Here is a 23,942-nt window from a genome sequence, read left to right as displayed (position 1 = left end):
AGGCCCGGCTCTTCTGTTTGTGCGCTGCAACTTTAGCAATTACTAATGTGCAAGCGACTTTCCGGCATCGTCGGTGGTGTCCGTCGTTGCCGGCGGATTGACCGGTTCGACCCACTCGATCGGCTCCGGCATACGCACCAGCGCATGGCGTAACACCTCGCCGACCCGCGAGACCGGAATGATTTCCATGCCGTTCTTCACGTTGTCCGGTATATCCGCCAGATCCTTGGCGTTGTCTTCCGGGATCAGCACCTTCTTGATGCCGCCGCGCAGTGCGGCGAGCAGCTTCTCCTTGAGGCCGCCGATCGGCAAGATGCGGCCGCGAAGCGTTATCTCGCCAGTCATCGCCACATCAGCCCGGACCGGAATACCCGTCAGCACCGACACGATGGCAGTCGCCATGGCAGCACCCGCGGACGGGCCGTCCTTCGGCGTGGCGCCTTCCGGCAAGTGGACGTGGATGTCGCGCTTGTCGAACAGCGGCGGCTCGACGCCGAAATCGAGCGCGCGCGAGCGGACATAGGAGGCCGCCGCCGAGATCGATTCCTTCATCACGTCGCGCAGATTGCCGGTCACCGTCATGCGGCCCTTGCCGGGCATCATGACGCCTTCGACCGTCAGCAGCTCGCCGCCGACTTCCGTCCAGGCAAGCCCGGTAACGACACCGACCTGATCGTCAGCCTCGACCTGGCCGAAGCGGAAGCGCTGGACACCAAGGTAATCGGCGAGGTTCGCCGCCGTAATGGTCACCGTCTTCTTCTTCGTCTTCAGGATCTCGGTCACCGCCTTACGCCCGAGCTTCATCAGCTCGCGCTCCAGGCTCCTGACGCCCGCTTCGCGGGTGTAGGTCTGGATGATGGCGCGGATCGCGTCCTCGCCGACGGAGAACTCCTTCGGCTGCAGCGCGTGATCGCGCACCACCTTCGGCATCAGGTGCCGCTTGGCGATCTCGATCTTCTCGTCCTCGGTATAGCCGGCGATACGGATGATCTCCATGCGGTCCATCAAGGGCGCAGGGATGTTCAGCGTATTGGCCGTCGTCACGAACATCACACTCGACAGGTCGTACTCGACCTCGAGGTAATGGTCCATGAACGTCGAGTTCTGCTCGGGATCGAGCACCTCGAGCAGCGCCGACGACGGATCGCCACGGAAGTCCTGGCCCATCTTGTCGATCTCGTCGAGCAGGAAGAGCGGGTTGGACTTCTTCGCCTTCTTCATCGACTGGATGACCTTGCCGGGCATCGAGCCGATATAGGTGCGCCGGTGGCCACGGATCTCGGCTTCGTCACGCACGCCGCCCAGCGCCATGCGGATGAATTCGCGGCCGGTCGCCTTGGCGATCGACTTGCCGAGCGAGGTCTTGCCGACGCCGGGAGGGCCGACGAGGCACAGGATCGGCCCCTTCAGCTTCTTCTGGCGGCTTTGCACGGCAAGGTACTCGACGATGCGGTCCTTGACCTTGTCGAGGCCGAAGTGATCGGTATCAAGCACGTTCTGCGCGTAAGCCAGATCCTGCTTGACCTTGGAGTTCTTGCCCCACGGAATCGACAGCAGCCAATCGAGGTAGTTGCGCACGACGGTCGATTCCGCCGACATCGGCGACATCGTCCGCAGCTTCTTCAATTCGGCTTCCGCCTTCTCGCGGGCCTCCTTGGAGAGCTTGGTCTTCTTGATGCGCGCCTCGATTTCGGCGGCCTCGTCGCGGCCGTCCTCGCCTTCGCCGAGCTCCTTCTGGATCGCCTTCATCTGCTCGTTGAGGTAGTATTCGCGCTGCGTCTTCTCCATCTGGCGCTTGACGCGCGAGCGGATGCGCTTCTCCACCTGCAGGACGGAGATTTCGGCTTCCATGAAGCCCATCGCCTTTTCCAGCCGCTCCTTGACCGAGAGCGTGGCCAGCATTTCCTGCTTCTCGGGGATCTTGATGGCGAGATGCGAGGCAACGGTGTCGGCGAGCTTGGAATAGTCGTCGATCTGGCTGGCAGCGCCCACCACTTCAGGCGAGATCTTCTTGTTCAGCTTGACGTAGTTCTCGAAGTCGGTGACGACCGAACGCGCCAACGCCTCGACCTCGACCTCTTCCTCTTCCGGCTCGACCAGCGCCGTGGCGCGGGCCTCGTGGAAGTCGGGACGGTCAGTGAAGGAGACGATTTTCGCGCGCGAGGCGCCCTCGACCAGAACCTTGACGGTGCCGTCGGGCAGCTTCAGCAATTGCAGCACATTGGCGAGCGTGCCGATATCGAAGATGGCATCGGGCTCGGGATCGTCATCGGCGGCATTCATCTGGGTGGCAAGCAGGATCTGCTTTTCCTGCCCCATCACCTCTTCCAGCGCCTTGATCGATTTCTCACGCCCGACAAAGAGCGGAACGATCATGTGCGGGAACACCACGATGTCGCGCAGTGGCAGGACTGCGAAGACGCCGTCGCTGGGAGCCTTGGATATTTTGGCCATTGTCCAACCTTTCATGTCGCGGCCGCTAATTGAGCCAACCGCGAATCTTATATTAACGACCGGGGATCGTTCCGCCTACCACCGTTTGTGACGGGAGTTTTACAGCACAGAAATCGGGCACCTCGGCCTTCTCGTGTTAGGTGGATGCAAGCGGGGCAAAGATCAAGAGTTAACATCGTCCGCAATCCATTCCATTGCAACGGTCGTAGGCCCGTCATAGCAAAACGGCGCCGCAAGGGCGCCGTTCCACAAAAATATGGGCTGAAGTGCCATATCAGGCACTGACGTTGCCCTTCTTTTCCTTCTGCTCGGAGTAGATGTAGAGCGGCCGGGCGCTGCCGGTCACCACTTCCTCCGAAATCACCACTTCGCGCACGCCTTCGAGCGCGGGCAGTTCGAACATCGTGTCGAGCAGGATCGCTTCCATGATCGAGCGCAGGCCGCGCGCACCGGTCTTGCGCTCGATGGCGCGCTTGGCGATCGCCGACAAGGCGTTCTCGTGGAAGGTCAGGTCGACATTCTCCATCTCGAACAGCCGCTGATACTGCTTGACCAGCGCGTTCTTCGGCTCGGTCAGGATCTGGATCAGCGCCGGCTCGTCGAGGTCCTCCAGCGTCGCCAGGACCGGCAGGCGGCCGACGAATTCCGGGATCAGACCGAACTTCAACAGATCCTCCGGCTCGACCAGGCGGAAGACATCGCCGGTGCGCCGATCTTCCGGCGAAGCGACGACGGCGCCGAAGCCGATCGAGGTCTTGCGGCCGCGATCCGAGATGATCTTGTCCAGTCCGGCGAAGGCGCCGCCGCAGATGAACAGGATGTTGGCGGTGTCGACCTGCAGGAATTCCTGCTGCGGGTGCTTCCTGCCGCCCTGCGGCGGCACGGAGGCGACCGTGCCTTCCATGATCTTCAGAAGTGCCTGCTGCACGCCCTCGCCCGACACGTCGCGGGTGATCGAGGGATTGTCGGACTTGCGCGAAATCTTGTCGATCTCGTCGATGTAGACGATACCGCGCTGGGCGCGTTCGACATTGTAGTCGGCCGACTGCAGCAGCTTCAGGATGATGTTCTCGACGTCCTCGCCGACGTAGCCGGCTTCGGTCAGCGTCGTGGCGTCCGCCATTGTGAACGGCACGTCGATGATGCGGGCCAGCGTCTGCGCGAGCAGCGTCTTGCCGCAACCGGTCGGGCCGATCAGCAGGATGTTGGACTTCGCCAGTTCGACATCGTTGTTCTTGCCGGCATGCGCGAGGCGCTTGTAGTGGTTGTGGACCGCCACCGACAGCACGCGCTTGGCGTAGGGCTGGCCGATGACATAATCGTCGAGAACCTTGAGGATCTCCTGCGGTGTCGGCACGCCCTCGCGCGACTTCACCATCGAGGTCTTGTTCTCCTCGCGGATGATGTCCATGCAGAGCTCGACGCATTCATCGCAGATGAAGACCGTCGGGCCAGCAATCAGCTTGCGCACCTCGTGCTGGCTCTTGCCGCAAAACGAGCAATAGAGCGTGTTCTTGGAATCACCGCTGTTGTTGCCGACCTTGCTCATTTTCATGTCCTTTCATGGCCGCCCGCCGATGGTCTGGCTGAAAGGGCGCAACTTCAATCTATCGCGGGAATCCGCCGCCGCCAGTGTCCCGGCTCCCGCAACGTATTCCGTACGAAACACAAATCAGAAAACGTGGCAATGATTCGCAGCTCCCCACGCAAAGCTAAGCCGTCGAAAATCAACATAGCCTTAACGTAGGCAATCCTGACCGTCGAGGGAACAGCCAATTGTGGCCGAAATGACGCAAGACGCGCCAAAAGCGCGTAATGGTGCCATCCAACTGCCAACAAGCCCTTATGCCAGCGCTCCCTCGGCCGCCTCGCGCGACGAAATGACCTTGTCGATGAGGCCGAAGTCCCTGGCCTCGTCGGCGGTCATGAAATGGTCGCGGTCGAGCGTCTTCTCGATCTCTTCGTAGCTCTTGCCGGTGTGCTTGACGTAAACCTCGTTGAGGCGGCGCTTCAGCTTGATGATGTCCTGGGCATGACGCTCGATGTCGGACGCCTGGCCCTGGAAACCGCCGGAGGGCTGGTGAACCATGATGCGGGCGTTCGGCGTGGCGAAGCGCATGTCCTTGTGGCCGGCGGTCAGGAGCAGCGAGCCCATCGAGGCCGCCTGGCCGATGCAGAGCGTCGACACCGCCGGCTTGATGAACTGCATGGTGTCGTAGATCGCCATGCCCGAGGTGACGACACCGCCCGGCGAATTGATATAGAGGTTGATTTCCTTCTTCGGGTTCTCGGCTTCGAGGAACAGGAGCTGCGCGCAGACCAGCGTCGCCATGCCGTCCTCAACCGGACCGGTGATGAAAATGATACGCTCCTTGAGGAGGCGCGAGAAAATGTCGTAGGCGCGCTCGCCGCGATTGGTCTGCTCGACCACCATCGGAACGAGGTTCATGTAGGTTTCGACGGGGTTCTTCATTCGTTGTCTCTTATCTCGCGGTGGGATTCCGGCTCCGGGGAAGGCTGGCAAGTGGGCTGGCAAGTCGGGCAGAATCGGTTCTGGATCGTTGTTCTGTAAATAGGATGCCGGCTCATCCTTGTGCAAGGCCGACCCGTCCTAGCCATCTGGGTAAGTCGAATCAAGGTTTCCAGCCAAGGATTCGCAGCGGCCGACGCTTCTGCCGCTCTATAACGCACACCCCCGGGTCAGCCGGGTAGCAATTTCTTAACCGCGTCACTTAACGAAATGCGCCGAAACCGCTTTCCTCCGAAGCCGCTTCCCCTACAATCCAACGTTGAACTGTCATTGAGCCGTTCAGCAGGGGGAGTGCCATGCCTGGGAAAATCGCGTGCTTCACCATTGCCGGGCTGACCGTGCTCGGCACGATTTCGCCGACGGCGGCCGGCGGCCGCGCCGTCGAATGCTATGAGCCGGTCCGTTCGCCTGCCGTCTACGACACGGTCTACGAGGACGTGATGGTCAGCCCGCCAGGCCAGCATGTAGACTACGACCCGCCCATCTACGGCACGCGCGAACGCGTGGTGATGACCGTTCCGGCCCAGGTGAGCTACGAGGTCGTGCCCGCCGTCACCCGCACCGTCTACCATACGGTCCAGGTCGCTGATGGCGGATATTCCTGGGAATGGCGCGTCATCCATGGCCGCAGGGTGCTGTGCAAGGTCTGGCACAAGGCGCGCTACGAACGCGTCGCCGAGACCGTGGTGGTCCAGCCGGAGCGCACACGGCGCATCGTCATTGCGGCGCAGTATGACCGGATCGCCGAGGAGGTGCTGGTTCGGCCCGAGCAAAGGCGCGTCATCGATATTCCCGCCTCTTACCAGACCGTCGCAAGGCGCGTTCTGGTGCGCGAAGGGTCGTCAGGCTGGCGGCGCGTACATATTCCAAGGCATTGCCAGGACTAGCGACATAGACGACCCCACGACGGTTGTTGGATTTCAACCGGAAGTGTAGCCTGCGCGCAACGGAAACCTGTTTTGGGCCGAGCAATGCGCGACCTGGAAATTTCCAACCAGGAACTGTCGGATATTGCGGAAGAAGCCTTGGGGCTGGCCAAAAGCTATTGGGCGTCTCTCGAAGGGCGTCGGGCATATCCCTCGACCACCGGCGAGGACACGACCGAGCTGTTCTCGCGGCCCTGGCTGGAGAACGGTCGTGGTCGGGAAATCCTGCAGGATTTCAAGTCGATAGCGGAGCATGCGCGCCCCGGCACCGGCAGGTTCTTCGGTTACGTCCTTGGCTCGGGCGAACCGATCGGCGCGCTGGGGGAATTGCTGGCCGCCGTGCTCAATCAAAATGTGACGTCATGGCGGTCGGCGCCGGCGGCGACATCCATCGAACGCGCCGTCGTCGGATGGTTGGCCGAGGCCGTCGGCTGCGCCGGATTTACAGGCAGCCTGTGCGGCGGCGGCTCGATGGCCAACCTCATGGCGCTGGCGATGGCGCGGGAAGCGAAGCTGCCCGCCAACGAAACGGGCGTACAGCCATGCGTGATCTATGCTTCCGAGCAAGTGCACATGTCGATACCGAAAGCCGTCGCATTGCTGGGCATCGGCAGAAAAAATCTGCGCCTGATCCCCGTCGACGACAAATTCAAGATGCGGACGGACGCCCTCCAGGCAGCCATAGCCGCCGACCGCGAGGCCGGAAACGTGCCTATCGCCATCGTGGCCACGGTCGGCACCATCGTTTCCGGCGCTATCGATCCCCTCCCCGAAATCGCGGACATTGCCCGCAGGGAGGCGCTGTGGATGCATGTCGATGGTGCCTATGGCGGGATGGCGGCTCTGGCAGTGCCGGAAAAGTTCCAGGGACTGTCCTTGGCGGATTCACTGTCGCTCGACGCGCACAAATGGCTGTATCAACCACTCGATTGCGGCTGCCTGCTCAATCGTCATCCAGACATCGCGCGCACGACTTTCTCGCACAGCGACGACTATGTCAGGATATTGAGCGAAGATCCCACCGAAGCATTTGCGTTCTTTGAGGAGTCGATCGAGCTGTCCCGACGCTTCCGCGCGCTGAAGCTCTGGATGTCGCTGCAGTTTCACGGACGCGGTGCCTATCGCGAAGCCATCAGGCGCGATCTCGACCATGCGCAGATATTGGCGCAAACAATCGCGCTGCATCCAGAGCTGGAACAGCTTGCGCCCGTGTCGCTGAGCGCGGTCTGTTTCCGTCACCGCTCGAAGGACAATGAAGCAATCCTCCGACGCGTGATCGCGCGCGGCCGGGTGTATCTGTCGAATGCGACGATCAATGGTCAGTTCGTGCTGCGGGCTTGTTTCGTCAATCACCGGACGACTCCGGATGACGTACGGGCCATTGTATCGGAAGTCATTGCCGCCGCCGAAGAGCTCAATCGCTGAGCCGCCGAGACCTTCCGCAGTCGCCCCGGCTGGCTCAACTCATAGGCTATCGGGCGCCAACATACGGTCTGGAATGAGGCTGGCAAGCCGCGCTATGGGTCTGGCATGACCAAATCGACGCTCCCCTATCTGGCCTTTGATCCAGCCACCCGCCACCTGCGGCTCGACCCGCACGAGCCAGCTTTCTTCCTCAACCCCTACGAGGCCTATGCACACCTGCACGGCCTATCGAATGCGTTTTTCTGGGAGGAGTTCGGTTTCTGGTGCTTTGGCGGCTTCGACGACGTCAACCGGCTGCTGCGCGACCGCCGCTTCGGCCGCCAGAGCCCGGCTGGCATTCCCGACAGCCGGGGCGTCGGCCAGGACAGAAGCCATCTCAAGGCTTTCGACGGCATCGAAGCGAACTCCATGCTGGAGCTGGAACCGCCGGTGCACACCCGGCTGCGAACACTGGTCAATCGCGCCTTCGTCTCGCGCCAGGTCGAACGGCTGCGGCCGCGTGTCGAAGCGCTCGCCAATGAGCTGATCGACCGTTTCGATCCGGCCGGCCCGGTCGACCTCTTGCCCGCCTTCGCAGCGCCTTTGCCGATCACCATCATCGCCGAAATGCTCGGCGTGCCTGTCGAGATGGGGCCGCAACTGCTCGACTGGTCACATCAAATGGTCGCCATGTACATCCATGGCCGCACCCGCGAGACCGAGGAAACGGCCAACCGCGCCGCGGGCGAATTTGCCGATTTCCTGCGCGGCTATATCACCGAACGGCGCAAGAACCCGGGTGACGACCTGCTGTCGCTGCTGATCTCGGCGCAGGAAGACGGCCAAAAACTGTCGGAGGACGAGATGGTGTCGTCGGCCATCCTGTTGCTCAACGCCGGCCATGAAGCGACCGTGCATCAGACCGGCAATGCGGTGCGCTCGATCCTGGCGCAACAGGGCGATCCGCGCCGCTTCTTCACCTCTCTGGAAGCAACTGCGGCAACAGTCGAGGAATGCCTGCGCTTCGACGCACCGCTGCACATGTTCACCCGATACGCCTATCAGGAGATCGAAGTGGCGCCAGGCATCGTCGTGCAGCCGGGCCAGACGATCGGGCTCTTGCTCGGCATGGCCAATCACGACCCGCGCGCCTTTGCCGACCCGCAGGACTTCCGGCCGGACCGGGCAGACCAGAAGAACGTGTCCTTCGGCGCCGGCATCCATTTCTGCATCGGCGCGCCGCTAGCCCGGCTCGAATTGCAGGTGTCGCTGAAGACGCTGTTCGAGCGCCAGCCAAAGCTCCGTCTTGCCGAAAGCCCGCGCTTCCGCGACACTTACCACTTCCATGGGCTGGAAACGCTCTCCGTCGGCTTCTGAACGATGGCGGGCCTGGGGCTGGGCGATGAGACTGTTTTCCAAACTGGCGACGGCGTTCGCATCGGCATTGCTATGCGCATGCCTGGCGCACGCCCAAGCGCAGCAGCCGGAAAACATCCCGCAGGAAAACAGCGATGCCGTCGCCAGGGCGATGGCGGCTGGCCTGCTGGAGCGCCAGACGGGCGCGGCCGTGCCCGCGGACAAGTTCTCGGCCTATGAAGTCGACTTCAATCTCGACGGTCTGTCCGAAATCTACGCCTACGTCGCGGATCCCGCTTGCGATGGCGCCAAATGCGGGCTTTTCCTGTTCGTGCTGGAAGGCGATGGCTACCGAGAGGTTCTCGGCGACATCCCCGGTGCGAGGCTGACGCCTCCAGACAGGGTCGCGCTCGGTGCTTTCAAGCGCAACGGCTTCATCGACCTGCAACTCGACCAGAAGCTGTTTGGCTGGACCGGCGACCGCTACGCTGAAGTCTCGACCTTCCCCGCCACGTCGCTCGACGGCGCCGTCTTCATCGCCGCCTGCCAAAAAAGCAAATCCAGCGAACAGCCGGAAGAAGGTGAGGCCGAGCGGGTTGCCGGTGAATGCCAATGCCAGTTCAATCGGCTCAAGGCGATCGGTTTCACCCAGGCCGACCTTGACCAATATGCCGCCTCGCTGGGCGAGAATTTCGAGTATCCCAGCGGCGACAAGGAGAAAGCCTGGCAAGCCGTCAGCACGCAGGCAAGCGACACCGCAACCGGCTGCGACGTCGTCAGCGGCAAGAGCCAGTGGCAGCCGGCCTACTTCAACCATGGCGACCAGCCGCAACAGAGGCTCGATTTCAACGACTTCATCGCCGCCTGCCCGGCCCAGGAGTTCATCCTGACCAACCGCAAGGTCGGCTCGCCGGACCGCGCACTCAGCCTTTGCGGCTGTCTGGCGCGGGAAATGCCGACCCAGGGTGTCGCCCAGGAAGGGCTGGATCTGTTGACGCAATATTATCGCGACGAGATTGCGGACGCCGATCTCGAAGCCCAGGACGCCAATTTGCTGACCGCCCACGACAAGGCCTCGGAAGCCTGCCTCGGCCAGTTTCCGGCGAAGTGATCACAGCTTGATCACATACTCCTTGCGTGTCGTTTCAAGCACTTCCCAGCTGCCCTTGAAGCCCGGCCTCAGCACGAAACTGTCGCCTGCCCTGACCGTGCGCGCCTCGCCGCTCTCTTCCGCGATAATCGAGACCCCGGACAGGATGTGGCAGAATTCCCATTCGTCATAGACGATGCGCCACTTGCCGGGGGTGGATTCCCAGACGCCGGCGTAGAGGCCGTCATCCCGCTCCTCGACATTCCAGGTGCGGAATTTTGGATCGCCCGAGATCAGCCGACCCGGCGCCGGTGCGCCGGATTCGGGTTCGACGCTGTCGGTCGATACTGTCAGGTAATGCGCGGACAAGACTTGCCTCCAACAGTGAGTCAGTAGTCAGTAGTCAGTAGTCAGTAGTGATTAGTGATTAGTGATTAGTGAGTGGTGAGTGGTGAGTGGAAGCGCTCCCGTCGACGCTCGGCTGGCTAATCACTACTGACTACTGACTACTACTACTACTGACTACTGACTACTGACTACTCACTCAAAATCAGACCTTGGCGAGCGCCTGTTCAAGGTCGGCGACGATGTCTGTGACGTCCTCGATGCCGATGGAAAGCCGCACGGTGTCCGGACCGGCACCGGCCTTGACCTTCTGCTCGTCGGAAAGCTGGCGGTGCGTGGTCGACGCCGGGTGGATGACCAGCGACTTGGTGTCGCCGACATTGGCCAGATGCGAGAACAGTTCGAGCGCCTCGACGAACTTGACGCCGGCCTCATAGCCGCCCTTGAGGCCGAAGGTGAACACGGCGCCGGCGCCAAGCGGCGAATATTTCTTCTGCAGCGCATTGTTCTTGTCGCTGGGAAGACCGGGATAGTTCACCCAGGCGACCTTGGGATGGTTGGACAGCCAGCCGGCGACGGTTATCGCGTTGTCGCAATGGCGCTGCATGCGCAGCGGCAAGGTTTCGAGGCCGGTCAGGATGAGGAAGGCGTTGAACGGCGAGATCGCCGGGCCGAGATCGCGCAGGCCGAGCACGCGCGCGGCAATGGCGAAAGCGAAATTGCCGAAGGTCTCGTGCAGCACGAGGCCGCCATATTCGGGGCGCGGTTCCGACAGCATCGGATATTTGCCCGACTTCGACCAGTCGAAGGTGCCGCCATCGACGATGACGCCGCCGATCGAATTGCCATGGCCGCCGATGAACTTGGTCAGCGAATGGACGACGATGTCGGCGCCGTGCTCGATCGGCCGGATCAAGTAGGGCGAGGCCAGCGTGTTGTCGACGATCAGCGGCAGGCCGTGCTTGCGGGCGATCTCGCCGATCTTCTCGATGTCGACGAAGGTGCCGCCAGGATTGGCCAGGCTCTCGATGAAGATCGCCTTGGTCCTGTCGTCGATCTGGCTTTCGAAGGTCGAGACGTCATTGGCTTCGGCCCAATGCACCTCCCAGCCAAAATTCTTGAAGGCATGGCCGAACTGGTTGATCGATCCGCCATAAAGCTTGTTGGCGGCGACAAAATTGTCGCCCGGCTGCATCAGATTGTGGAACACGATCACCTGCGCGGCGTGGCCGGATGCCACCGCAAGGGCAGCCGTGCCGCCTTCGAGTGCGGCGACGCGCTCTTCGAGTACGGCCTGCGTGGGGTTCATGATGCGGGTGTAGATGTTGCCGAAGGCCTTCAGGCCGAAGAGAGAGGCGGCATGGTCGGCGTCGTCGAAGACGAAGGACGTGGTCTGGTAGATCGGCGTGGCGCGCGCGCCGGTGGCCGGATCGGGCTTGGCGCCGGCATGGACGGCGAGCGTATTGAAACCGGGCGTACGGGTCACGGAAACCTCCCTAAAAAACCTTCTGAAAATCGCCGGGCATTCTTGGCGAAGCCCGGCACGGAATGCAAAGAAGAAAATACCCTTCGGCGTGGGACCTTCGACCAAGCCGCAGGAAAATGCAGCATTTTCCGGAATAATTTTGCGCCTTAGCCCATAGCCTATTTCTGGCGCACGCCAAAACTCTGGAAGCCCTGGCGCATCAGCGGCTTCTTCGACGACAGGACGCCGGAATTGACCCCGGTCCAGCCGATCTCGCCGGAGAGCTTGCCGTACTCGATCTTGGGGCAGCGGTTCATCACCACCTTGATGCCGGCGGCCTCGGCGCGCGCGGCTGCCTCGTCTTGGCGCACGCCAAGCTGCATCCAGATCACTTTCGGCAGGGGATCGAGCCGCAACGCCTCGTCGACGATGCCTGGCACCGCCGCCGGCGCGCGAAAGATGTCGACCATGTGGATCGGCTCCGGAATGTCGGCCAGCCTGGCATAGGTCATCCGGCCAAGGATTTCCTTGCCGGCCTGGCCAGGATTGATCGGAAACACCGAAAACCCCTTGGCCAGCAGGTATTTGAGCACGAAATAGCTTGGCCTGACGTCATTGGCCGACGCGCCGACCATGGCGATGGTCTTCACCGAATTGAGGATGCCGCCGATGTAGGTGTTGTCGTAGCTATCGTGATTCATGCCTCGTCCTCATACAACGCCTCGGTGAGAAAACCATCCGGGTCATTGCTGAAATCGCGCAGCATGCGGAAATGGTCCGTGTCGCGAAAGTCGGCGGGCTCGAGCCCGAACCGACTGATGCGGAACAGCCGCGCGCCGGGACAGGCCATCAGCAGCGGCGAGTGCGTCGCCATGATCACCTGCGCGGTGCCCGACTGGTCCATGCGCCGCAGCATCTTGAGCAGTTCGATCTGGCGCGACGGGGAGAGCGCGCTTTCGGGCTCGTCGAGGATATAGATACCTTGCCTGCGGCAGCGTTCCTCGAAAAAGCGGATGAACCCCTCGCCATGCGACCATGACAGGAAATCCGGCGGCGGCGGCTTGAATGGGTCTTCCAGCGCTGCCTGATCGAGGTAGCGGGCGACGGAATAGAAGGATTCGGCGCGGAAGAACCAGCCGGCGGTGACCTTCGGCAGCCAATGGCCACGGAACGTGTTCGCCAGCGCGGCGCCACTCTTGTCGATGGCGCCGGAATGGTCGACCGGCCTGTAGCCCTTGCCACCGCCGGCCTCGTCGTAACCGGCCAGCGCGCCGATCGCCTCGAGCAAGGTGGATTTACCGGTGCCGTTCTCGCCGACGATGATTGTGATCGGCGTGGTGAATTCGAGCTCGAAGGCGCGGCCGCGAAACAGCGGCAGGTTCCACGGGTATTTTTCCCAATCGTTCACGCGCTCGGGATCGAGCAGGACGCGTTTGAGATAGGGGGCCTTGAGCCGCGTCAGCTGCTTGCGGTGGGCCATCAATTGGTCAGCATCGCTGGGGCTGCATCATTCGGGCAGCGAAATCGTGCCGTCTTCCGCGATCGGAAAGGCCGGATTGTGCGCCACTTCCCAGACATGGCCGTCAGCGTCGGCAAAATAGCCGTACCAGCCGCCCCAGAAAGCACGTCCGGCCGGCTTGACGATGCGGCCGCCGGCTTTTTCCGCCATGGCGAGCACTTCGTCGACCTCGGCATCAGAGCGGGTGTTGTAGGCGAGATAGACGGCTGACGGCGCCCCGGTGAAGGAGACGCCGGAATCCTGCTCGGCGCTTTCGCGCGGGAACAGGCCGAGAATGACACCCCCCATCTGGAAGAAGGCGACGCCTTCGGTGATGCCGGCATGCCGTTTCAGGCCCATCGCCTCGTAGAAACGCACCGCGCGATCGAGATCGTCGGTGGCGATGGTGACGATGGAGATGCGCGGTTCCATGAATGCGTCTCCCTCACTCGTCCGTCCATTCCGGCTTGCGCTTGCCAATGAAGGCGCCGATGCCCTCCTGCGCGTCCCGCGCCAGCATGTTCTCGACCATCACGCGGCCGGTATAGGCATAGGCGTCCGCCAGTCCCATCTCGGCCTGTGCGTAAAAGGCTTCCTTACCCGTCTTCACCACCAAAGATGATTTGGAAGCAATGGTTTGCGCGTATTTGGTGACAATCTGATTCAGGTACTCGCGCGGCACGACGCGGTTGACCAGGCCGAAGTCCTTGGCGGTGGCAGCATCGATCGTCTCACCGGTCAAGAGCATTTCCATCGCCTGCTTGCGCGAGACATTGCGCGACAGCGCCACCATCGGCGTCGAGCAGAACAGGCCGATATTGACGCCCGGCGTGCAGAAGGTCGCTTCGTGCGAGGCGATTGCCAGATCGCAACTGGCGACCAGTTGCAGCCCGGCAGCCGTCGCCAGGCCGTCGACCTCGGCGATGACAGGCAGCGGATGCCGCACGATCGCCTGCATCAACGTAGCGCAAGCGGCAAACGTCTCTTCGAAGAAGGCCTTGCCGCGATCGGCGTCGGCACGCCGCGCCGTCATCTCCTTGAGGTCATGACCGGCGCAGAACACCTTGCCTGCCGCCGATAGAACGATGACGCGCACGGCCTTGTCGGCCTTGGCGCGTTCGAGTTCCGCCGTCAGCGCCGCCATCACGGCCAGCGACAGGGCGTTGGCGGGCGGGTTGGCCAGCATGAGGCGCAGCACGCCCTTGTCCAGCCGGGTCGCGACCGGCCCCTCGACAGCGGCAGGCTTGATGGCAAGGATTTCGGCCATGGTTGAGGTCTCCGCGATTCCGCTCGGGCTGCCTGAGTATCAGGTACCGGACTATCTAATATCGGATCGGGTTTCGTCCAACACCGATTGCTTGCGCCAGAGGGACGGAGGTGTTGCAAGAAATACCGTCCTGCGCTCATACAGGCTTGGCACAGAACGAGAGACCGACATGCCCGCCCAGACCAAACTCGAGCCGGTGCTGACCGCAGCACAAGTCAATACGCTGATGGAAACCGAGTTTCCGCAGCTTAACGAAAGAGTCGCGGCCTATGAGGCGATCGACGTTTTCCCGGGCGGCTGCATCGTGCGGCTCAATGCCGGCGAACAGCATTTGCGTCCCGGCGGCACCGTGTCCGGCCCTGCCCTGTTCACGCTGGCCGACATCGGCGGCTATGTCTGCGTGCTCAGCCACGCCGGGCCGGATGCGCTCTCCGTCACCACCAACCTCAACATCAACTTCGTCCGCAAGGCGGAAGCCGGACCGATCGACGGCCACTGCCGCATCCTGAAGCTGGGAAAGGGCCTGATGGTGTTCGACATCGACATCGTCGCCGGGCCGGAAGGACACACGATCGCGCACGCGACGGGGACCTATTCGATCCCGCCGAAGCGATCCTGACGATTGAATTCCATTCAATGTGTATATATATGCGCATAGGTGATTTTTGCTCGAGCGAGACAGTCGTAAAATTATGAAGCGCCTCAAGGAGGACGGGTTCGAGCTCATTTCCATACGCGGCTCGCACCACAAATTTCGGAAAGGCGAGATCGTGTTGATTGTTCCGCATCCTGAGAAGGATCTGCCGACAGGTACGGCTCGCGCCATCGCCAAGCAGGCTGGTCGGATCAGATAAGGAGATCGCAATGAAGAACTATTTCGCACTGGTCGACAAAGACCCGGACAGTGCCTTCGGCATCCGCTTCCCTGACATTCCCGGCTGTTTTTCTGCCGCGGATGCAGCGGAAGACATCGTACCCAACGCCGTCGAAGCCTTGCAGTTGTGGGCTGAGGACATGCCTGTTCCAGAACCGTCCAGCCACGAAGCGATTGTCGCCCTTCCCGATATCCGCAATGCGCTTGCCGAAGGCGGTTATCTGGTCTCGGTCCCGCTCATCGACAATGACAGTGCAGTCGTCAGGGCGAACGTGACTTTCGAGCGCGGCGTTTTGCGGGCGATCGACGCAGCGGCACGCGAGCGTGGCATTACGCGATCGGCGTTCCTTTCGAGCGCGGCTCGCAGAGAAATAGAAGCAAAGCATTGAGATTGTCCGAGAACCGACCGCAGTTCGATGTGGTAAAATAATACCTTTTATGCAAGCGCCTGTTTTTGTTTAATTTTTCTTGATATCTGCCTTTTCGATTGCCTTGACGCGCTCCCCGCCCTCGCCTATAAGCCCTCACGAAGCAGCGGCCCGCAAAGGCCGCCGTTTTGTTATTGGCGGCGGGCAAATGCTTTTCGCCAATCCAAGCAACAAGAAACGCCTTCTCTATTGTTTTGGGGAAGGTCCAAACCGAGAGCAGAAAACATGACAACCTTTTCGCAGAAGCCTGCGGATGTGGTGAAGAAGTGGATCCTGATCGACGCCGAGGGCCTCGTCGTCGGTCGTCTCGCCACTGTCATCGCCAATCATCTTCGCGGCAAGCACAAGCCGACCTTCACCCCGCATGTCGACGACGGCGACAACGTCATCGTCATCAATGCCGACAAGGTGGTGTTCACCGGCAAGAAGTTCACCGACAAGGTCTATTACTGGCACACCGGCCACCCCGGCGGCATCAAGGAGCGCACCGCGCGCCAGCTGCTCGAGGGCCGTTTCCCCGAGCGTGTCGTCGAGAAAGCCGTTGAGCGCATGGTGCCGCGTGGCCCGCTCGGCCGTCGCCAGATGAAGAACCTGCGCGTCTATGCAGGTGCCGAGCATCCGCACGTCGCCCAGCAGCCAGAAGTCCTCGACGTGGCCAAGCTGAATTCCAAGAACAAGAAGGTCGCATAAGATGGCTGAGCTTTCCTCGCTCGCAGAACTGGGCGCCGCCACCGGCAACACCAATACGCAGGCCGCGGCACCCGTCCACGTCCAGAAGCTCGACAAGTCGGGCCGCGCCTATGCCACCGGCAAGCGCAAGAACGCCATCGCGCGCGTCTGGGTGAAGCCGGGTTCCGGCAAGATCGTCATCAACGACAAGGAATTCGCGACCTATTTCGCGCGTCCGGTCCTGCAGATGATCCTCAACCAGCCGATCATCGCTTCGAACCGTGCGGGCCAGTACGACATCGTCGCCACTGTCGTCGGCGGCGGCCTCTCCGGCCAGGCCGGTGCTGTGCGTCACGGCATCTCCAAGGCGCTGACCTACTATGAGCCTGCGCTGCGCGCCGTGCTCAAGAAGGGCGGCTTCCTGACCCGCGACAGCCGCGTCGTCGAGCGCAAGAAGTACGGCAAGGCGAAGGCCCGCCGCTCCTTCCAGTTCTCGAAGCGCTAAGCGCTCCGCAGTTTGGACAATCGAAAAGGCCGCCTCCGGGTGGCCTTTTTGTTTGCGGCTCGGCAGTCACCCCACCCGCGCCTGCGGCGCGACCTCCCCATCAAGGGGAGGTAGAAGAGCGCGTGTTTTTTTGCGCCGGCCAGTGGAGTGTCGGAACGGTCGGGATTGGTAACCGACAAAAACCTGGCGCGCCCTACCCCTCGATGGGGCGGTCGGCGCAGGGCGCCGGGTGGGGTGATGGCGCCAGCGTTGGATTTCCTGGTTTTTCCTAGTTGATGCTGGCGGTGCTGGCAGCCTCAACCGGCCGTACCTCATCGGCATAGGGCACGCGGTAGCCGTTCGCCGCCAGCCAGCCGATTGCCGCCTTCGGTTCGTCGGTCTGGATGATGGTGGCGCCGCGATCGGCCCAAAAACCCCAAGCTTCACGCGGCAGGCTGGCCTGCACCGCCAGTTCGTCGCCACGGCCGCCGGCCAGGAAGCCGCCCGGCTTGCCAACGATGGCATAGGTGTCGGCCCAGATGTGCCAGTTGCCCCGCACCGCGGCGGCCCGCATGCGCGTGCTGAACAGCGGTCCGCCGGTTTCGGTCAGGGTCTGCGCGCCTGCCCGCCAGTTGATCAGCTCGATCGCGCGCGGCGCAAAAGCCTGGTCGACCGTCTCGGCGAAACCGGCATCATGCACCGCGTCATCGGCGATGATCGGCATGAACTGGACGCCGCCGATCGCAGCCATGGCGGCCTTTACCGCGGTGATCCTGCCCTGGTTCCACAGGTTCTCCTTGACGATGACCTGATCCGCCATGCCGAGATCGCGGGCCACCGCGATCATGCCCGGCAGGTCGCCGATTTCGAGCTTGTTGTCGAGATTGATGAGGACCCTGTCCCTGGTCGCCATCAGCATCTCGCGCAGCGTCGAGACCGTCTCGTTGGTGACGGCGCGGGTACCTTCGATCACCAGCCTGCAGCTCTTCAGTTCGGCCAGCGTGTACTTGACCACCTCGCCCTTGCAGGTCGTGGTGCGGTCGAGCCAGCTGTCGTGCATGACAACGAACTCACCGTCCTTCGAGCGCCTGATGTCGACTTCGACGATCTCGGCGCCCATGGCGATCGAGCCTTCGACAGCCGCGAGCGAATTTTCCGCATAGAGCGTCTTGCCGGCCTGCATGCTGCCGGCGCGATGCGCGGCCACCATGACGTGGTCCCGCCACTGATTGGCATGTTCGAAGCGGTCGAGGATCTGCCTGGCGCGGGTCTCGCCGGCCAAGGCCTGGCCGCAGGCGGCCGCGATTGCCGTGGAAAACAGAACGCTCAGCCAGATGGTCCGCATCGAGAATCGCTCCTTGCCGGATCGAGATCCGGATAAGCAATGCCCGTGACATCCAGGTGAACGAAGCCGGCTAGCGGAATGCGTGCTGGCCGGTGCGTCAGAGGCGTTTCGCTCGCCGGCCAAACCATGCCATCGCCGGTATCTCGACGAAGCGCCAGGTGATCCAAGATAGCGCGACGGTGGCAGCGAGCATGAGAACGATCGCGGCTATCCCGACCCAACCGGCACCGAAACCGGTCGCAGGTTGGCCGCGCAGCACGATGTCGCCGACAAGGCCGAGGCCGAGCTTGCGCTCGACGAGCCCGGCGACATTGATCAGCCGCGCCTGGACGAAGATATGGACCATGTAGATCGAGTAGGACAGCGCGCCGAGCGTCAGCATGAACGGCGCCCTCAGCAGAGCTGAAATCCAGCCGCCTTCGTGGGCGAACAGGAACAGCGCCAGAGTGAACACCAGCGGTGCCGCGATGCCAAAATCATTGCTGCCCGCCAGCGAGACAAAAAGAACGATGACCGCCACCATGACGATTTCGGCAAGGGTCCAGCTCATCCGTGGGCCGCTGCTGACGAGGACCTGTCGCGCCCCTGCAATGGAATCATGCTGAAACCAGGCCAGCAGGGCGCCGAGGGAGAAGCCGTAGAGGCAGCGGATGAAGCCGAAATCATAGGACACATCCATATGATGCGTGGAGAAGCCGAGCAGGAACAGGGGCGCGGTGACGGCGGCGGCGACGAACCATATCCAGGCACGCGCGCCGGCGACGAAGACGACGCCAGCGAACAGGAGATAGGCGAAGAACTCCGCCGAAATGCTCCAGCTTGGTGCATTCCAAGTCAGTCGGTCCTCGAAGCCGACACCTTGCAGCAGGAGAAGATTGGCAAGCAGGCTTTTCAGGTCGAACCCGGCGGTGAACGGAGCAGCGCCGGCGCCATGCAGTTGCGGCAGCATCAGCCGCAGCAGTTCGAACCCGGCAAAGGCCGCGAGCATGATGAAATGCAGGGGATAGATGCGGCCGAAACGCACCAGCGCGAAGCGAGCGACCTCATCCGGCTGGCTCAGGCGGTCGGCGTAGCTGCTGGCGATGACGAAGCCGGAAAGGACGAAGAAGAAGTCGACGAAAAGATAGGACGAACCGATGAAACGGCTCTGCGAGATCACCGAAGCGGTCGGGAAGTGAAACAGCGCCACCAGCAGGGCGCAGATGCCACGCCACGAATCGAGAACCAGGAAGCGTTCGCCGGCGATCGTGCCGGCGTGGGTCGACACCACGGCACGGGACGGATTAAGAAACGCCGTTTGCGTCATGATGGTACAAATCCTGTCTTGCCGTGGCACCCGGGCGGCGCGGTTTCGTCTCCCCAAGCTGTGACTGGCATCTTCCGTGCCGGTTCTGTAGTTGTTGCACCCCGATGAAAACCGAGGACCAGTAATGGCGACCAAGACCATCGACCATGCCTTCACAGCCCGCTCCAAAACGGGCGCTGCGTTCGAGCCGACCTATGCCGGCGCGCTGTCGTTCATGCGGCGCAAATACACGAAGGACGTGAAGGGTGCGGACGCGGTCGTGTGGGGCATTCCGTTCGACGCCGCCGTCACCAACCGGCCAGGCGCGCGCTTCGGGCCGCAGGCTATACGCCGTGCCTCGGCGATCCTCGACAACGACCCGCAATACCCGTTTTCGCGCGACCTGTTCGAGCACCTCGCGGTGGTCGATTATGGCGATTGCCTGCTCGATTCAGGCAACCACCAGAAGACGCCGGGCACGATCGAGCGCGAAGCGGCCAAGATCCTGAAGTCCGGCGCCTTCCTGCTGACGCTTGGCGGCGACCATTTCGTCACCTGGCCGCTGCTCAAGGCGCATGCCGCAATCCACGGACCGCTCGCCCTGGTGCAGTTCGACGCGCATCAGGACACGTGGGAGGACGACGGCAAGCGCATCGACCACGGCTCCTTCGTCGGCCGCGCAGTCAAGGAAGGCATTATCGATCCCGACCGGTCGATCCAGATCGGCATCCGCACCCATGCCCCCGACACGTTCGGCATCAAGATTCTCCATGGCCATGAAATCGAGGAGATGCGTGCATCCGACATCGCCTACGCCATCGTCGACCGCACCGGCGGCAAGAAGACGTACCTGACCTTCGACATCGACTGCCTCGATCCGGCCTATGCGCCCGGCACGGGCACGCCGGTTGCCGGCGGGCCGTCCTCGGCGAAGATCCTGTCGACGCTGCGACAGCTCAACCAGGTCGATATTGTCGGCGCCGATGTCGTGGAGGTTGCGCCGGCCTATGATCACGCCGATATAACGGCGATTGCCGGCTCGATGGTGGCCATGCAGTATCTCGGCCTGCTGGCGGAGCGAAAGGCCCGGCTCGAAGAGCTGAACAACGGCAACCACAACGGTGCCGCGGTGAATCATGGTAACGGCATATAGTCTTGAGATTTCAGGGAATTTGATCAGGCAATGAAACCGAAAATCTTTATCGACGGCGAGCACGGCACCACCGGCCTGCAGATCCGGGCGCTGCTTGCCGAGCGCGGCGACCTGGAGATCATTTCCATTCCCGCCGAGCGCCGCAAGGAAACAGCGGCGCGCGCCGAATTCCTCAATGCCGCCGATATCGCGATCCTGTGCCTGCCGGACGACGCGGCGAAGGAAAGTGTCTCGCTGATCACCAATGACACCACCAAGGTCATCGATGCGTCGACCGCGCATCGCGTGGCCGAGGGCTGGGCGTATGGCTTCGCTGAAATGGACAGGGATCAGGCGAAGACGATCGCTTCGGCCAAGCGCATCGCCAACCCCGGCTGCTGGCCGCAGGGACCGATCGCGACACTGCGGCCGCTGGTCACCGCCGGCCTGCGGCCGGCGGATTTCCCGATCACCGTCAACGGCATTTCGGGCTATTCGGGCGGCGGACGTCCGATGATCGAGGATTATGTCGCCAAGGGCGAGGATGCTTCGGAGTTCCTGCCCTACGGCCTCACCCTGCAGCACAAGCACGTGCCGGAATTGCGGGCCTATGCGAAGCTGTCGCATGACCCGATCATGCAGCCGGCCGTGGGCAATTTCGCCCAAGGCATGATCACCGTGGTGCCGCTGCAGCTCGGCGGCCTCGATCATGTGCCGAGCGGTGCCGATCTGCATGCCGCGATTGCCGACCATTTCGCCGCGATCAAGGGCGGCGTGGTCGAGGTGGCGCCTTATGCGCATCTGGAACGCATGCCGGAAATCGACCCCGAGGTCTACAACGGCACCAACCGCATGAAGGTCTATGTCTTTGCCAACGACAAACGCGCGCAGGCACTGCTGCTGGCGGTCTACGACAATCTCGGCAAGGGCGCGTCGGGTGCCGCCGTGCAGAACATGGACCTGATGCTCGGGACCTAAAGCGCGTCGTCTTTCGGGGCACTTTTGAGCGACATGCATTAATGGACGCACCAGCCATCCCGGCGCGCTGGAAGGTCAGCGCGCCAGAACTCATTGCCGAAACCTTTTCGAGCCGCATCTGGAAGGTTGTTCGCGAGGACGGCTCGCCGGCCGTCGTCAAGGCCCTCAAGCCGTTCGACGATGTCGCCGACGAGTTGCGCGGCGAGCACTTCCTTGCCTGGCGGCGCGGCGAAGGCGCGGTGCGCCTGCTTGGCCGCGACGGTCACAGCATGCTGCTCGAATATGCCGGCGAAACCCTGCTTTCCAAGGTTCTCGATGAGCAAGGCGACAAAATCGCCACCGAAATCGCCGCCGAGGTGATGGCAAGGCTGCTCTCGCCATCGAAGCACTCCTTCCCGTCCGAGCTTCAGCCGCTCAGGGAGCGGTTCGCCAGCCTTTTCAAGAAAGCCGCAACCGATCGCGCCAACGGCCACGGCAGCCTGTATGTCGAGGCTGGCGAAATTGCCGAACGGCTGTTGTCCAACCCTCACGATGTCAGGCCGCTCCACGGCGACCTGCACCACGAGAACATGCTGCATGGCCCGCGCGGCTGGCTGGCTATCGATCCGAAGGGCGTGCTCGGCGACCCCGGCTTCGACGCCGCCAACATGTTCTACAATCCGCTCGATCGTGATGCACTCTGCCTCGATCCGGAGCGGATCGCGAATATGGCCGAAGTCTTTGCCACGACGCTGAAGCAGACACCCGCAGCGATGCTGGACCACGCCATCGCCTATGGCTGCCTGTCCGCGGCCTGGCATCACGAGGACGACAACGCGGTCGAGGAGAACCGCGAACTGTCGATAGCCGCGGCGATCCGGACGGTGCGAGCCACCTTCTAAGTCCGCGGACGGTAGCAACGAATTCTGGATGTGATCGACCGATCGGCTCGAGATCAGGTCCGGAGCGCAACCTGGTGCGGCAGGGGGTAGGCACCCTTGGTGCCGCGCCAATGCGCGGCGGCAAAGCCCAGAACGATCAGCGCAAAACCCTGGTGCGTCAGCGCCATATGCAGCGGCACCTGCATCAGCAGCGTACCGATGCCAATCGAGGCCTGGACTAGCACCAGCACAAACAACAGCGTCGCGCGGCGCGCATGGGTTGAGCCGGGCAGCCGCCGACGCGTCGCGATCATGTGCCAGAGAGCGACGGCGAACACCGTGTAGGCGCCGAGACGATGGACGAACTGCACCGTTTTCGGGCTCTCGAAGAAATTGCGCCATGCCGGCTCGAGAATCAGCAGATCGCCCGGGATGATCCTGCCGTCCATCAGCGGCCAGGTGTTGTAGCTCATGCCGGCATCGAGGCCGGCGACCAGGCCGCCGAGATAAATCTGGATCAGCGCCAACAGTACGATGAAGCCGGCCAGGCGCTGCGTCGAGCGATCGGCGGCGGGTTCGGAATGCGGCGCCAATCCACGCGCGACGAACATGGTGGCGGTGAAGATCAGTGCCGCCAGCGTCAGGTGCGTCGCCAGCCTGTACTGGCTCACCGACACGCGGTCGACCAGGCCCGAGGCCACCATCCACCAGCCGATGGCGCCCTGCAAACCGCCGAGGAGCAGAATCCCGACCAGTTTGGGCCCAAGGCCGCGCTCGATGCGGCGCGTCGCCCAGAAGGCCAGCAGCGGCACCGCAAAGACCAGGCCGACGCTGCGTGCCAGCAGGCGATGTGCCCATTCCCACCAGAAGATCGACTTGAACGCCTCGATGCTCATGCCCTTGTTGAGCTCGGTGTATTGCGGGATCTGCTGGTAGCGCTGGAATTCCTCTTGCCACTCGGCGTCGTTGAGCGGCGGAATGACGCCATGGATCGGCTGCCATTGCGTGATCGACAGGCCGGACTCGGTAAGCCGGGTGGCACCGCCGACCAGCACCAGCGCGAACAGAACCAGAAGCACGACATAGAGCCAGCCGCGCAGCAGTGCGCGGTTGTGCAGGTCGCGGTCGCGGGCCACGTACGGCGCGGCGGCTGAAATGGCAGCCATGATCTAATCCCGGCAGGTTGAGGTCGCGGATTGGTGGACCATCGAACCCGTGCTGGCAAGGCCGTCCGGCGCGGCACGCCGTCGCGCCGTCCGCCGCGGGTTGCGCGTGCCCCGCGTTCGGCTTAAGCGAGTGCGATCAACGAGGCCAAGCCATGCCCATTCGCCTGAAAAAGCTGATCGGAATGTTCCTGCTGGTGGCACTGGTCATCATCTATGCGCTGGTCGCCTCGATCTTCGCGGTCGCCCGGCTGTCGGAGTCCGGTGCGCTGGTGCAGTTCCTGTTCTTCCTGCTCAGCGGCCTGCTCTGGGTGCTGCCAGCGATGGGCATCATCAAATGGCTGATGCTGGAGCCGCGGGCCAAGCGCTGAGCTTTGCACTGGCCCCAG

25 protein-coding genes are annotated in these 23,942 nt (G+C 62.5%); 13 read left to right on the top strand and 12 right to left on the bottom strand.

What is annotated here, in order from left to right; all coding sequences use genetic code 11:
* Window positions 1–42: 42 nt before the first annotated feature.
* From lon to clpP, 3 genes are all read right to left on the bottom strand, one after another.
* Window positions 43–2,454 (bottom strand): endopeptidase La, encoded by a 2,412-nt coding sequence (gene lon / locus LB577_RS10600; RefSeq protein WP_224686672.1) that lies wholly within the window; start codon window positions 2,452–2,454, stop codon window positions 43–45.
* Window positions 2,455–2,728: 274 nt separating this feature from the next.
* On the bottom strand, window positions 2,729–4,003 hold the full coding sequence (clpX, locus tag LB577_RS10595) for an ATP-dependent Clp protease ATP-binding subunit ClpX (protein ID WP_013532190.1): 1,275 nt from the start codon (window positions 4,001–4,003) through the stop codon (window positions 2,729–2,731).
* Window positions 4,004–4,297: 294 nt separating this feature from the next.
* A complete protein-coding gene (gene clpP / locus LB577_RS10590) occupies window positions 4,298–4,927 on the bottom strand; it encodes an ATP-dependent Clp endopeptidase proteolytic subunit ClpP (protein WP_013895939.1) in 630 nt (209 codons plus the stop codon).
* A 353-nt stretch (window positions 4,928–5,280) separates the two neighbouring features.
* Here clpP and LB577_RS10585 point away from each other — a divergent pair, with 353 nt between their 5' ends.
* The 4 genes from LB577_RS10585 (at window position 5,281) to LB577_RS10570 (ending at window position 9,781) form a co-directional block, all read left to right on the top strand.
* Entirely contained in the window at window positions 5,281–5,871 is a 591-nt protein-coding gene (locus LB577_RS10585; RefSeq protein WP_224686671.1) for a hypothetical protein, read from the top strand.
* An 84-nt stretch (window positions 5,872–5,955) separates the two neighbouring features.
* On the top strand, window positions 5,956–7,335 hold the full coding sequence (locus LB577_RS10580; protein WP_224686670.1) for a pyridoxal phosphate-dependent decarboxylase family protein: 1,380 nt from the start codon (window positions 5,956–5,958) through the stop codon (window positions 7,333–7,335).
* 105 nt (window positions 7,336–7,440) lie between these two features.
* The gene (locus LB577_RS10575; RefSeq protein WP_224686669.1) at window positions 7,441–8,691 is read left to right on the top strand and encodes a cytochrome P450; all 1,251 of its coding nucleotides are present in this window, start codon (window positions 7,441–7,443) and stop codon (window positions 8,689–8,691) included.
* Between the two features lie 25 nt (window positions 8,692–8,716).
* Window positions 8,717–9,781, top strand: a complete 1,065-nt coding sequence (locus tag LB577_RS10570; RefSeq protein WP_224686668.1) for a hypothetical protein — start codon at window positions 8,717–8,719, stop codon at window positions 9,779–9,781.
* On the opposite strand, the gene LB577_RS10565 is transcribed toward LB577_RS10570, so the two are convergent.
* The 6 genes from LB577_RS10565 to LB577_RS10540 all read right to left on the bottom strand — a co-directional run bounded on the left by LB577_RS10565 (window position 9,782) and on the right by LB577_RS10540 (window position 14,335).
* Complete coding sequence (locus tag LB577_RS10565; protein WP_224686667.1) at window positions 9,782–10,129, bottom strand: cupin domain-containing protein; 348 nt, start codon at window positions 10,127–10,129, stop codon at window positions 9,782–9,784.
* A gap of 181 nt (window positions 10,130–10,310) precedes the next feature.
* Window positions 10,311–11,591, bottom strand: coding sequence for an O-acetylhomoserine aminocarboxypropyltransferase (locus LB577_RS10560; protein WP_023764113.1), 1,281 nt, complete (start codon window positions 11,589–11,591; stop codon window positions 10,311–10,313).
* A 158-nt stretch (window positions 11,592–11,749) separates the two neighbouring features.
* Window positions 11,750–12,271 (bottom strand): CoA-binding protein, encoded by a 522-nt coding sequence (locus LB577_RS10555; protein ID WP_224686666.1) that lies wholly within the window; start codon window positions 12,269–12,271, stop codon window positions 11,750–11,752.
* Window positions 12,268–13,050 (bottom strand): AAA family ATPase, encoded by a 783-nt coding sequence (locus LB577_RS10550; RefSeq protein WP_224686665.1) that lies wholly within the window; start codon window positions 13,048–13,050, stop codon window positions 12,268–12,270. Before LB577_RS10550 ends, LB577_RS10555 begins: the two co-directional genes overlap by 4 nt.
* Window positions 13,051–13,077: 27 nt before the next feature.
* Window positions 13,078–13,500 (bottom strand): VOC family protein, encoded by a 423-nt coding sequence (locus LB577_RS10545; RefSeq protein WP_224686664.1) that lies wholly within the window; start codon window positions 13,498–13,500, stop codon window positions 13,078–13,080.
* Between the two features lie 13 nt (window positions 13,501–13,513).
* Window positions 13,514–14,335, bottom strand: a complete 822-nt coding sequence (locus tag LB577_RS10540) for an enoyl-CoA hydratase (protein WP_224686663.1) — start codon at window positions 14,333–14,335, stop codon at window positions 13,514–13,516.
* Between the two features lie 169 nt (window positions 14,336–14,504).
* On the opposite strand from LB577_RS10540, the gene LB577_RS10535 reads away from it, so the two are divergent.
* The 5 genes from LB577_RS10535 to rpsI all read left to right on the top strand — a co-directional run bounded on the left by LB577_RS10535 (window position 14,505) and on the right by rpsI (window position 16,811).
* Window positions 14,505–14,954, top strand: a complete 450-nt coding sequence (locus tag LB577_RS10535; RefSeq protein WP_224686662.1) for a PaaI family thioesterase — start codon at window positions 14,505–14,507, stop codon at window positions 14,952–14,954.
* Between the two features lie 73 nt (window positions 14,955–15,027).
* The gene (locus LB577_RS10530; RefSeq protein WP_224686661.1) at window positions 15,028–15,189 is read left to right on the top strand and encodes a type II toxin-antitoxin system HicA family toxin; all 162 of its coding nucleotides are present in this window, start codon (window positions 15,028–15,030) and stop codon (window positions 15,187–15,189) included.
* A gap of 10 nt (window positions 15,190–15,199) precedes the next feature.
* Complete coding sequence (locus LB577_RS10525; RefSeq protein WP_224686660.1) at window positions 15,200–15,598, top strand: type II toxin-antitoxin system HicB family antitoxin; 399 nt, start codon at window positions 15,200–15,202, stop codon at window positions 15,596–15,598.
* A gap of 264 nt (window positions 15,599–15,862) precedes the next feature.
* The gene (gene rplM, locus LB577_RS10520) at window positions 15,863–16,327 is read left to right on the top strand and encodes a 50S ribosomal protein L13 (RefSeq protein WP_010915638.1); all 465 of its coding nucleotides are present in this window, start codon (window positions 15,863–15,865) and stop codon (window positions 16,325–16,327) included.
* Between the two features lies 1 nt (window position 16,328).
* A complete protein-coding gene (rpsI, locus tag LB577_RS10515; protein WP_023764104.1) occupies window positions 16,329–16,811 on the top strand; it encodes a 30S ribosomal protein S9 in 483 nt (160 codons plus the stop codon).
* 268 nt (window positions 16,812–17,079) lie between these two features.
* Here rpsI and LB577_RS10510 read toward each other — a convergent pair whose 3' ends face one another.
* Both LB577_RS10510 and LB577_RS10505 read right to left on the bottom strand, forming a co-directional pair.
* Window positions 17,080–18,135, bottom strand: coding sequence for a glycerophosphodiester phosphodiesterase family protein (locus LB577_RS10510; RefSeq protein ID WP_224686659.1), 1,056 nt, complete (start codon window positions 18,133–18,135; stop codon window positions 17,080–17,082).
* Window positions 18,136–18,232: 97 nt separating this feature from the next.
* Window positions 18,233–19,441, bottom strand: a complete 1,209-nt coding sequence (locus tag LB577_RS10505) for an acyltransferase family protein (protein WP_224686658.1) — start codon at window positions 19,439–19,441, stop codon at window positions 18,233–18,235.
* Between the two features lie 124 nt (window positions 19,442–19,565).
* Between LB577_RS10505 and speB the strand changes: the two genes are divergently transcribed.
* The 3 genes from speB to LB577_RS10490 are packed head-to-tail and all read left to right on the top strand — an operon-like array spanning window position 19,566 to window position 22,411.
* Entirely contained in the window at window positions 19,566–20,573 is a 1,008-nt protein-coding gene (speB, locus tag LB577_RS10500; RefSeq protein ID WP_224686657.1) for an agmatinase, read from the top strand.
* A gap of 30 nt (window positions 20,574–20,603) precedes the next feature.
* Window positions 20,604–21,530, top strand: a complete 927-nt coding sequence (gene argC / locus LB577_RS10495; protein WP_224686656.1) for an N-acetyl-gamma-glutamyl-phosphate reductase — start codon at window positions 20,604–20,606, stop codon at window positions 21,528–21,530.
* Between the two features lie 41 nt (window positions 21,531–21,571).
* Entirely contained in the window at window positions 21,572–22,411 is an 840-nt protein-coding gene (locus tag LB577_RS10490; RefSeq protein ID WP_224686655.1) for an aminoglycoside phosphotransferase family protein, read from the top strand.
* A 53-nt stretch (window positions 22,412–22,464) separates the two neighbouring features.
* Here the strand turns inward: LB577_RS10490 and LB577_RS10485 are convergent, their stop codons facing one another.
* Window positions 22,465–23,556 carry a COX15/CtaA family protein gene (locus tag LB577_RS10485; protein ID WP_224686654.1) on the bottom strand — a complete coding sequence of 364 codons (1,092 nt, stop codon included), beginning with the start codon at window positions 23,554–23,556 and terminating at the stop codon, window positions 22,465–22,467.
* A 152-nt stretch (window positions 23,557–23,708) separates the two neighbouring features.
* Between LB577_RS10485 and LB577_RS10480 the strand changes: the two genes are divergently transcribed.
* On the top strand, window positions 23,709–23,924 hold the full coding sequence (locus tag LB577_RS10480; protein ID WP_013895959.1) for a DUF2842 domain-containing protein: 216 nt from the start codon (window positions 23,709–23,711) through the stop codon (window positions 23,922–23,924).
* Window positions 23,925–23,942: the final 18 nt, after the last annotated feature.

This window comes from Mesorhizobium sp. B283B1A (genome assembly GCF_020165735.1).
In the GTDB taxonomy this organism is placed as follows: domain Bacteria; phylum Pseudomonadota; class Alphaproteobacteria; order Rhizobiales; family Rhizobiaceae; genus Mesorhizobium; species Mesorhizobium opportunistum.
This window is presented reverse-complemented; position numbering and strand designations above follow the sequence as displayed.

Coding starts and splice junctions, on each gene's coding strand:
- rpsI (WP_023764104.1), top strand. CDS start 16,329: ATGGCTGAGCTTTCCTCGCTCGCAGAACTGGGCGCCGCCACCGGCAAC.
- clpP (WP_013895939.1), bottom strand. CDS start 4,927: ATGAAGAACCCCGTCGAAACCTACATGAACCTCGTTCCGATGGTGGTC.
- clpX (WP_013532190.1), bottom strand. CDS start 4,003: ATGAGCAAGGTCGGCAACAACAGCGGTGATTCCAAGAACACGCTCTAT.
- lon (WP_224686672.1), bottom strand. CDS start 2,454: ATGGCCAAAATATCCAAGGCTCCCAGCGACGGCGTCTTCGCAGTCCTG.
- LB577_RS10535 (WP_224686662.1), top strand. CDS start 14,505: ATGCCCGCCCAGACCAAACTCGAGCCGGTGCTGACCGCAGCACAAGTC.
- argC (WP_224686656.1), top strand. CDS start 20,604: ATGAAACCGAAAATCTTTATCGACGGCGAGCACGGCACCACCGGCCTG.
- LB577_RS10580 (WP_224686670.1), top strand. CDS start 5,956: ATGCGCGACCTGGAAATTTCCAACCAGGAACTGTCGGATATTGCGGAA.
- LB577_RS10550 (WP_224686665.1), bottom strand. CDS start 13,050: ATGGCCCACCGCAAGCAGCTGACGCGGCTCAAGGCCCCCTATCTCAAA.
- LB577_RS10585 (WP_224686671.1), top strand. CDS start 5,281: ATGCCTGGGAAAATCGCGTGCTTCACCATTGCCGGGCTGACCGTGCTC.
- rplM (WP_010915638.1), top strand. CDS start 15,863: ATGACAACCTTTTCGCAGAAGCCTGCGGATGTGGTGAAGAAGTGGATC.
- LB577_RS10490 (WP_224686655.1), top strand. CDS start 21,572: ATGGACGCACCAGCCATCCCGGCGCGCTGGAAGGTCAGCGCGCCAGAA.
- LB577_RS10570 (WP_224686668.1), top strand. CDS start 8,717: ATGAGACTGTTTTCCAAACTGGCGACGGCGTTCGCATCGGCATTGCTA.
- LB577_RS10485 (WP_224686654.1), bottom strand. CDS start 23,556: ATGGCTGCCATTTCAGCCGCCGCGCCGTACGTGGCCCGCGACCGCGAC.
- LB577_RS10510 (WP_224686659.1), bottom strand. CDS start 18,135: ATGCGGACCATCTGGCTGAGCGTTCTGTTTTCCACGGCAATCGCGGCC.
- LB577_RS10525 (WP_224686660.1), top strand. CDS start 15,200: ATGAAGAACTATTTCGCACTGGTCGACAAAGACCCGGACAGTGCCTTC.
- speB (WP_224686657.1), top strand. CDS start 19,566: ATGGCGACCAAGACCATCGACCATGCCTTCACAGCCCGCTCCAAAACG.
- LB577_RS10530 (WP_224686661.1), top strand. CDS start 15,028: ATGAAGCGCCTCAAGGAGGACGGGTTCGAGCTCATTTCCATACGCGGC.
- LB577_RS10545 (WP_224686664.1), bottom strand. CDS start 13,500: ATGGAACCGCGCATCTCCATCGTCACCATCGCCACCGACGATCTCGAT.
- LB577_RS10540 (WP_224686663.1), bottom strand. CDS start 14,335: ATGGCCGAAATCCTTGCCATCAAGCCTGCCGCTGTCGAGGGGCCGGTC.
- LB577_RS10555 (WP_224686666.1), bottom strand. CDS start 12,271: ATGAATCACGATAGCTACGACAACACCTACATCGGCGGCATCCTCAAT.
- LB577_RS10480 (WP_013895959.1), top strand. CDS start 23,709: ATGCCCATTCGCCTGAAAAAGCTGATCGGAATGTTCCTGCTGGTGGCA.
- LB577_RS10505 (WP_224686658.1), bottom strand. CDS start 19,441: ATGACGCAAACGGCGTTTCTTAATCCGTCCCGTGCCGTGGTGTCGACC.
- LB577_RS10575 (WP_224686669.1), top strand. CDS start 7,441: ATGACCAAATCGACGCTCCCCTATCTGGCCTTTGATCCAGCCACCCGC.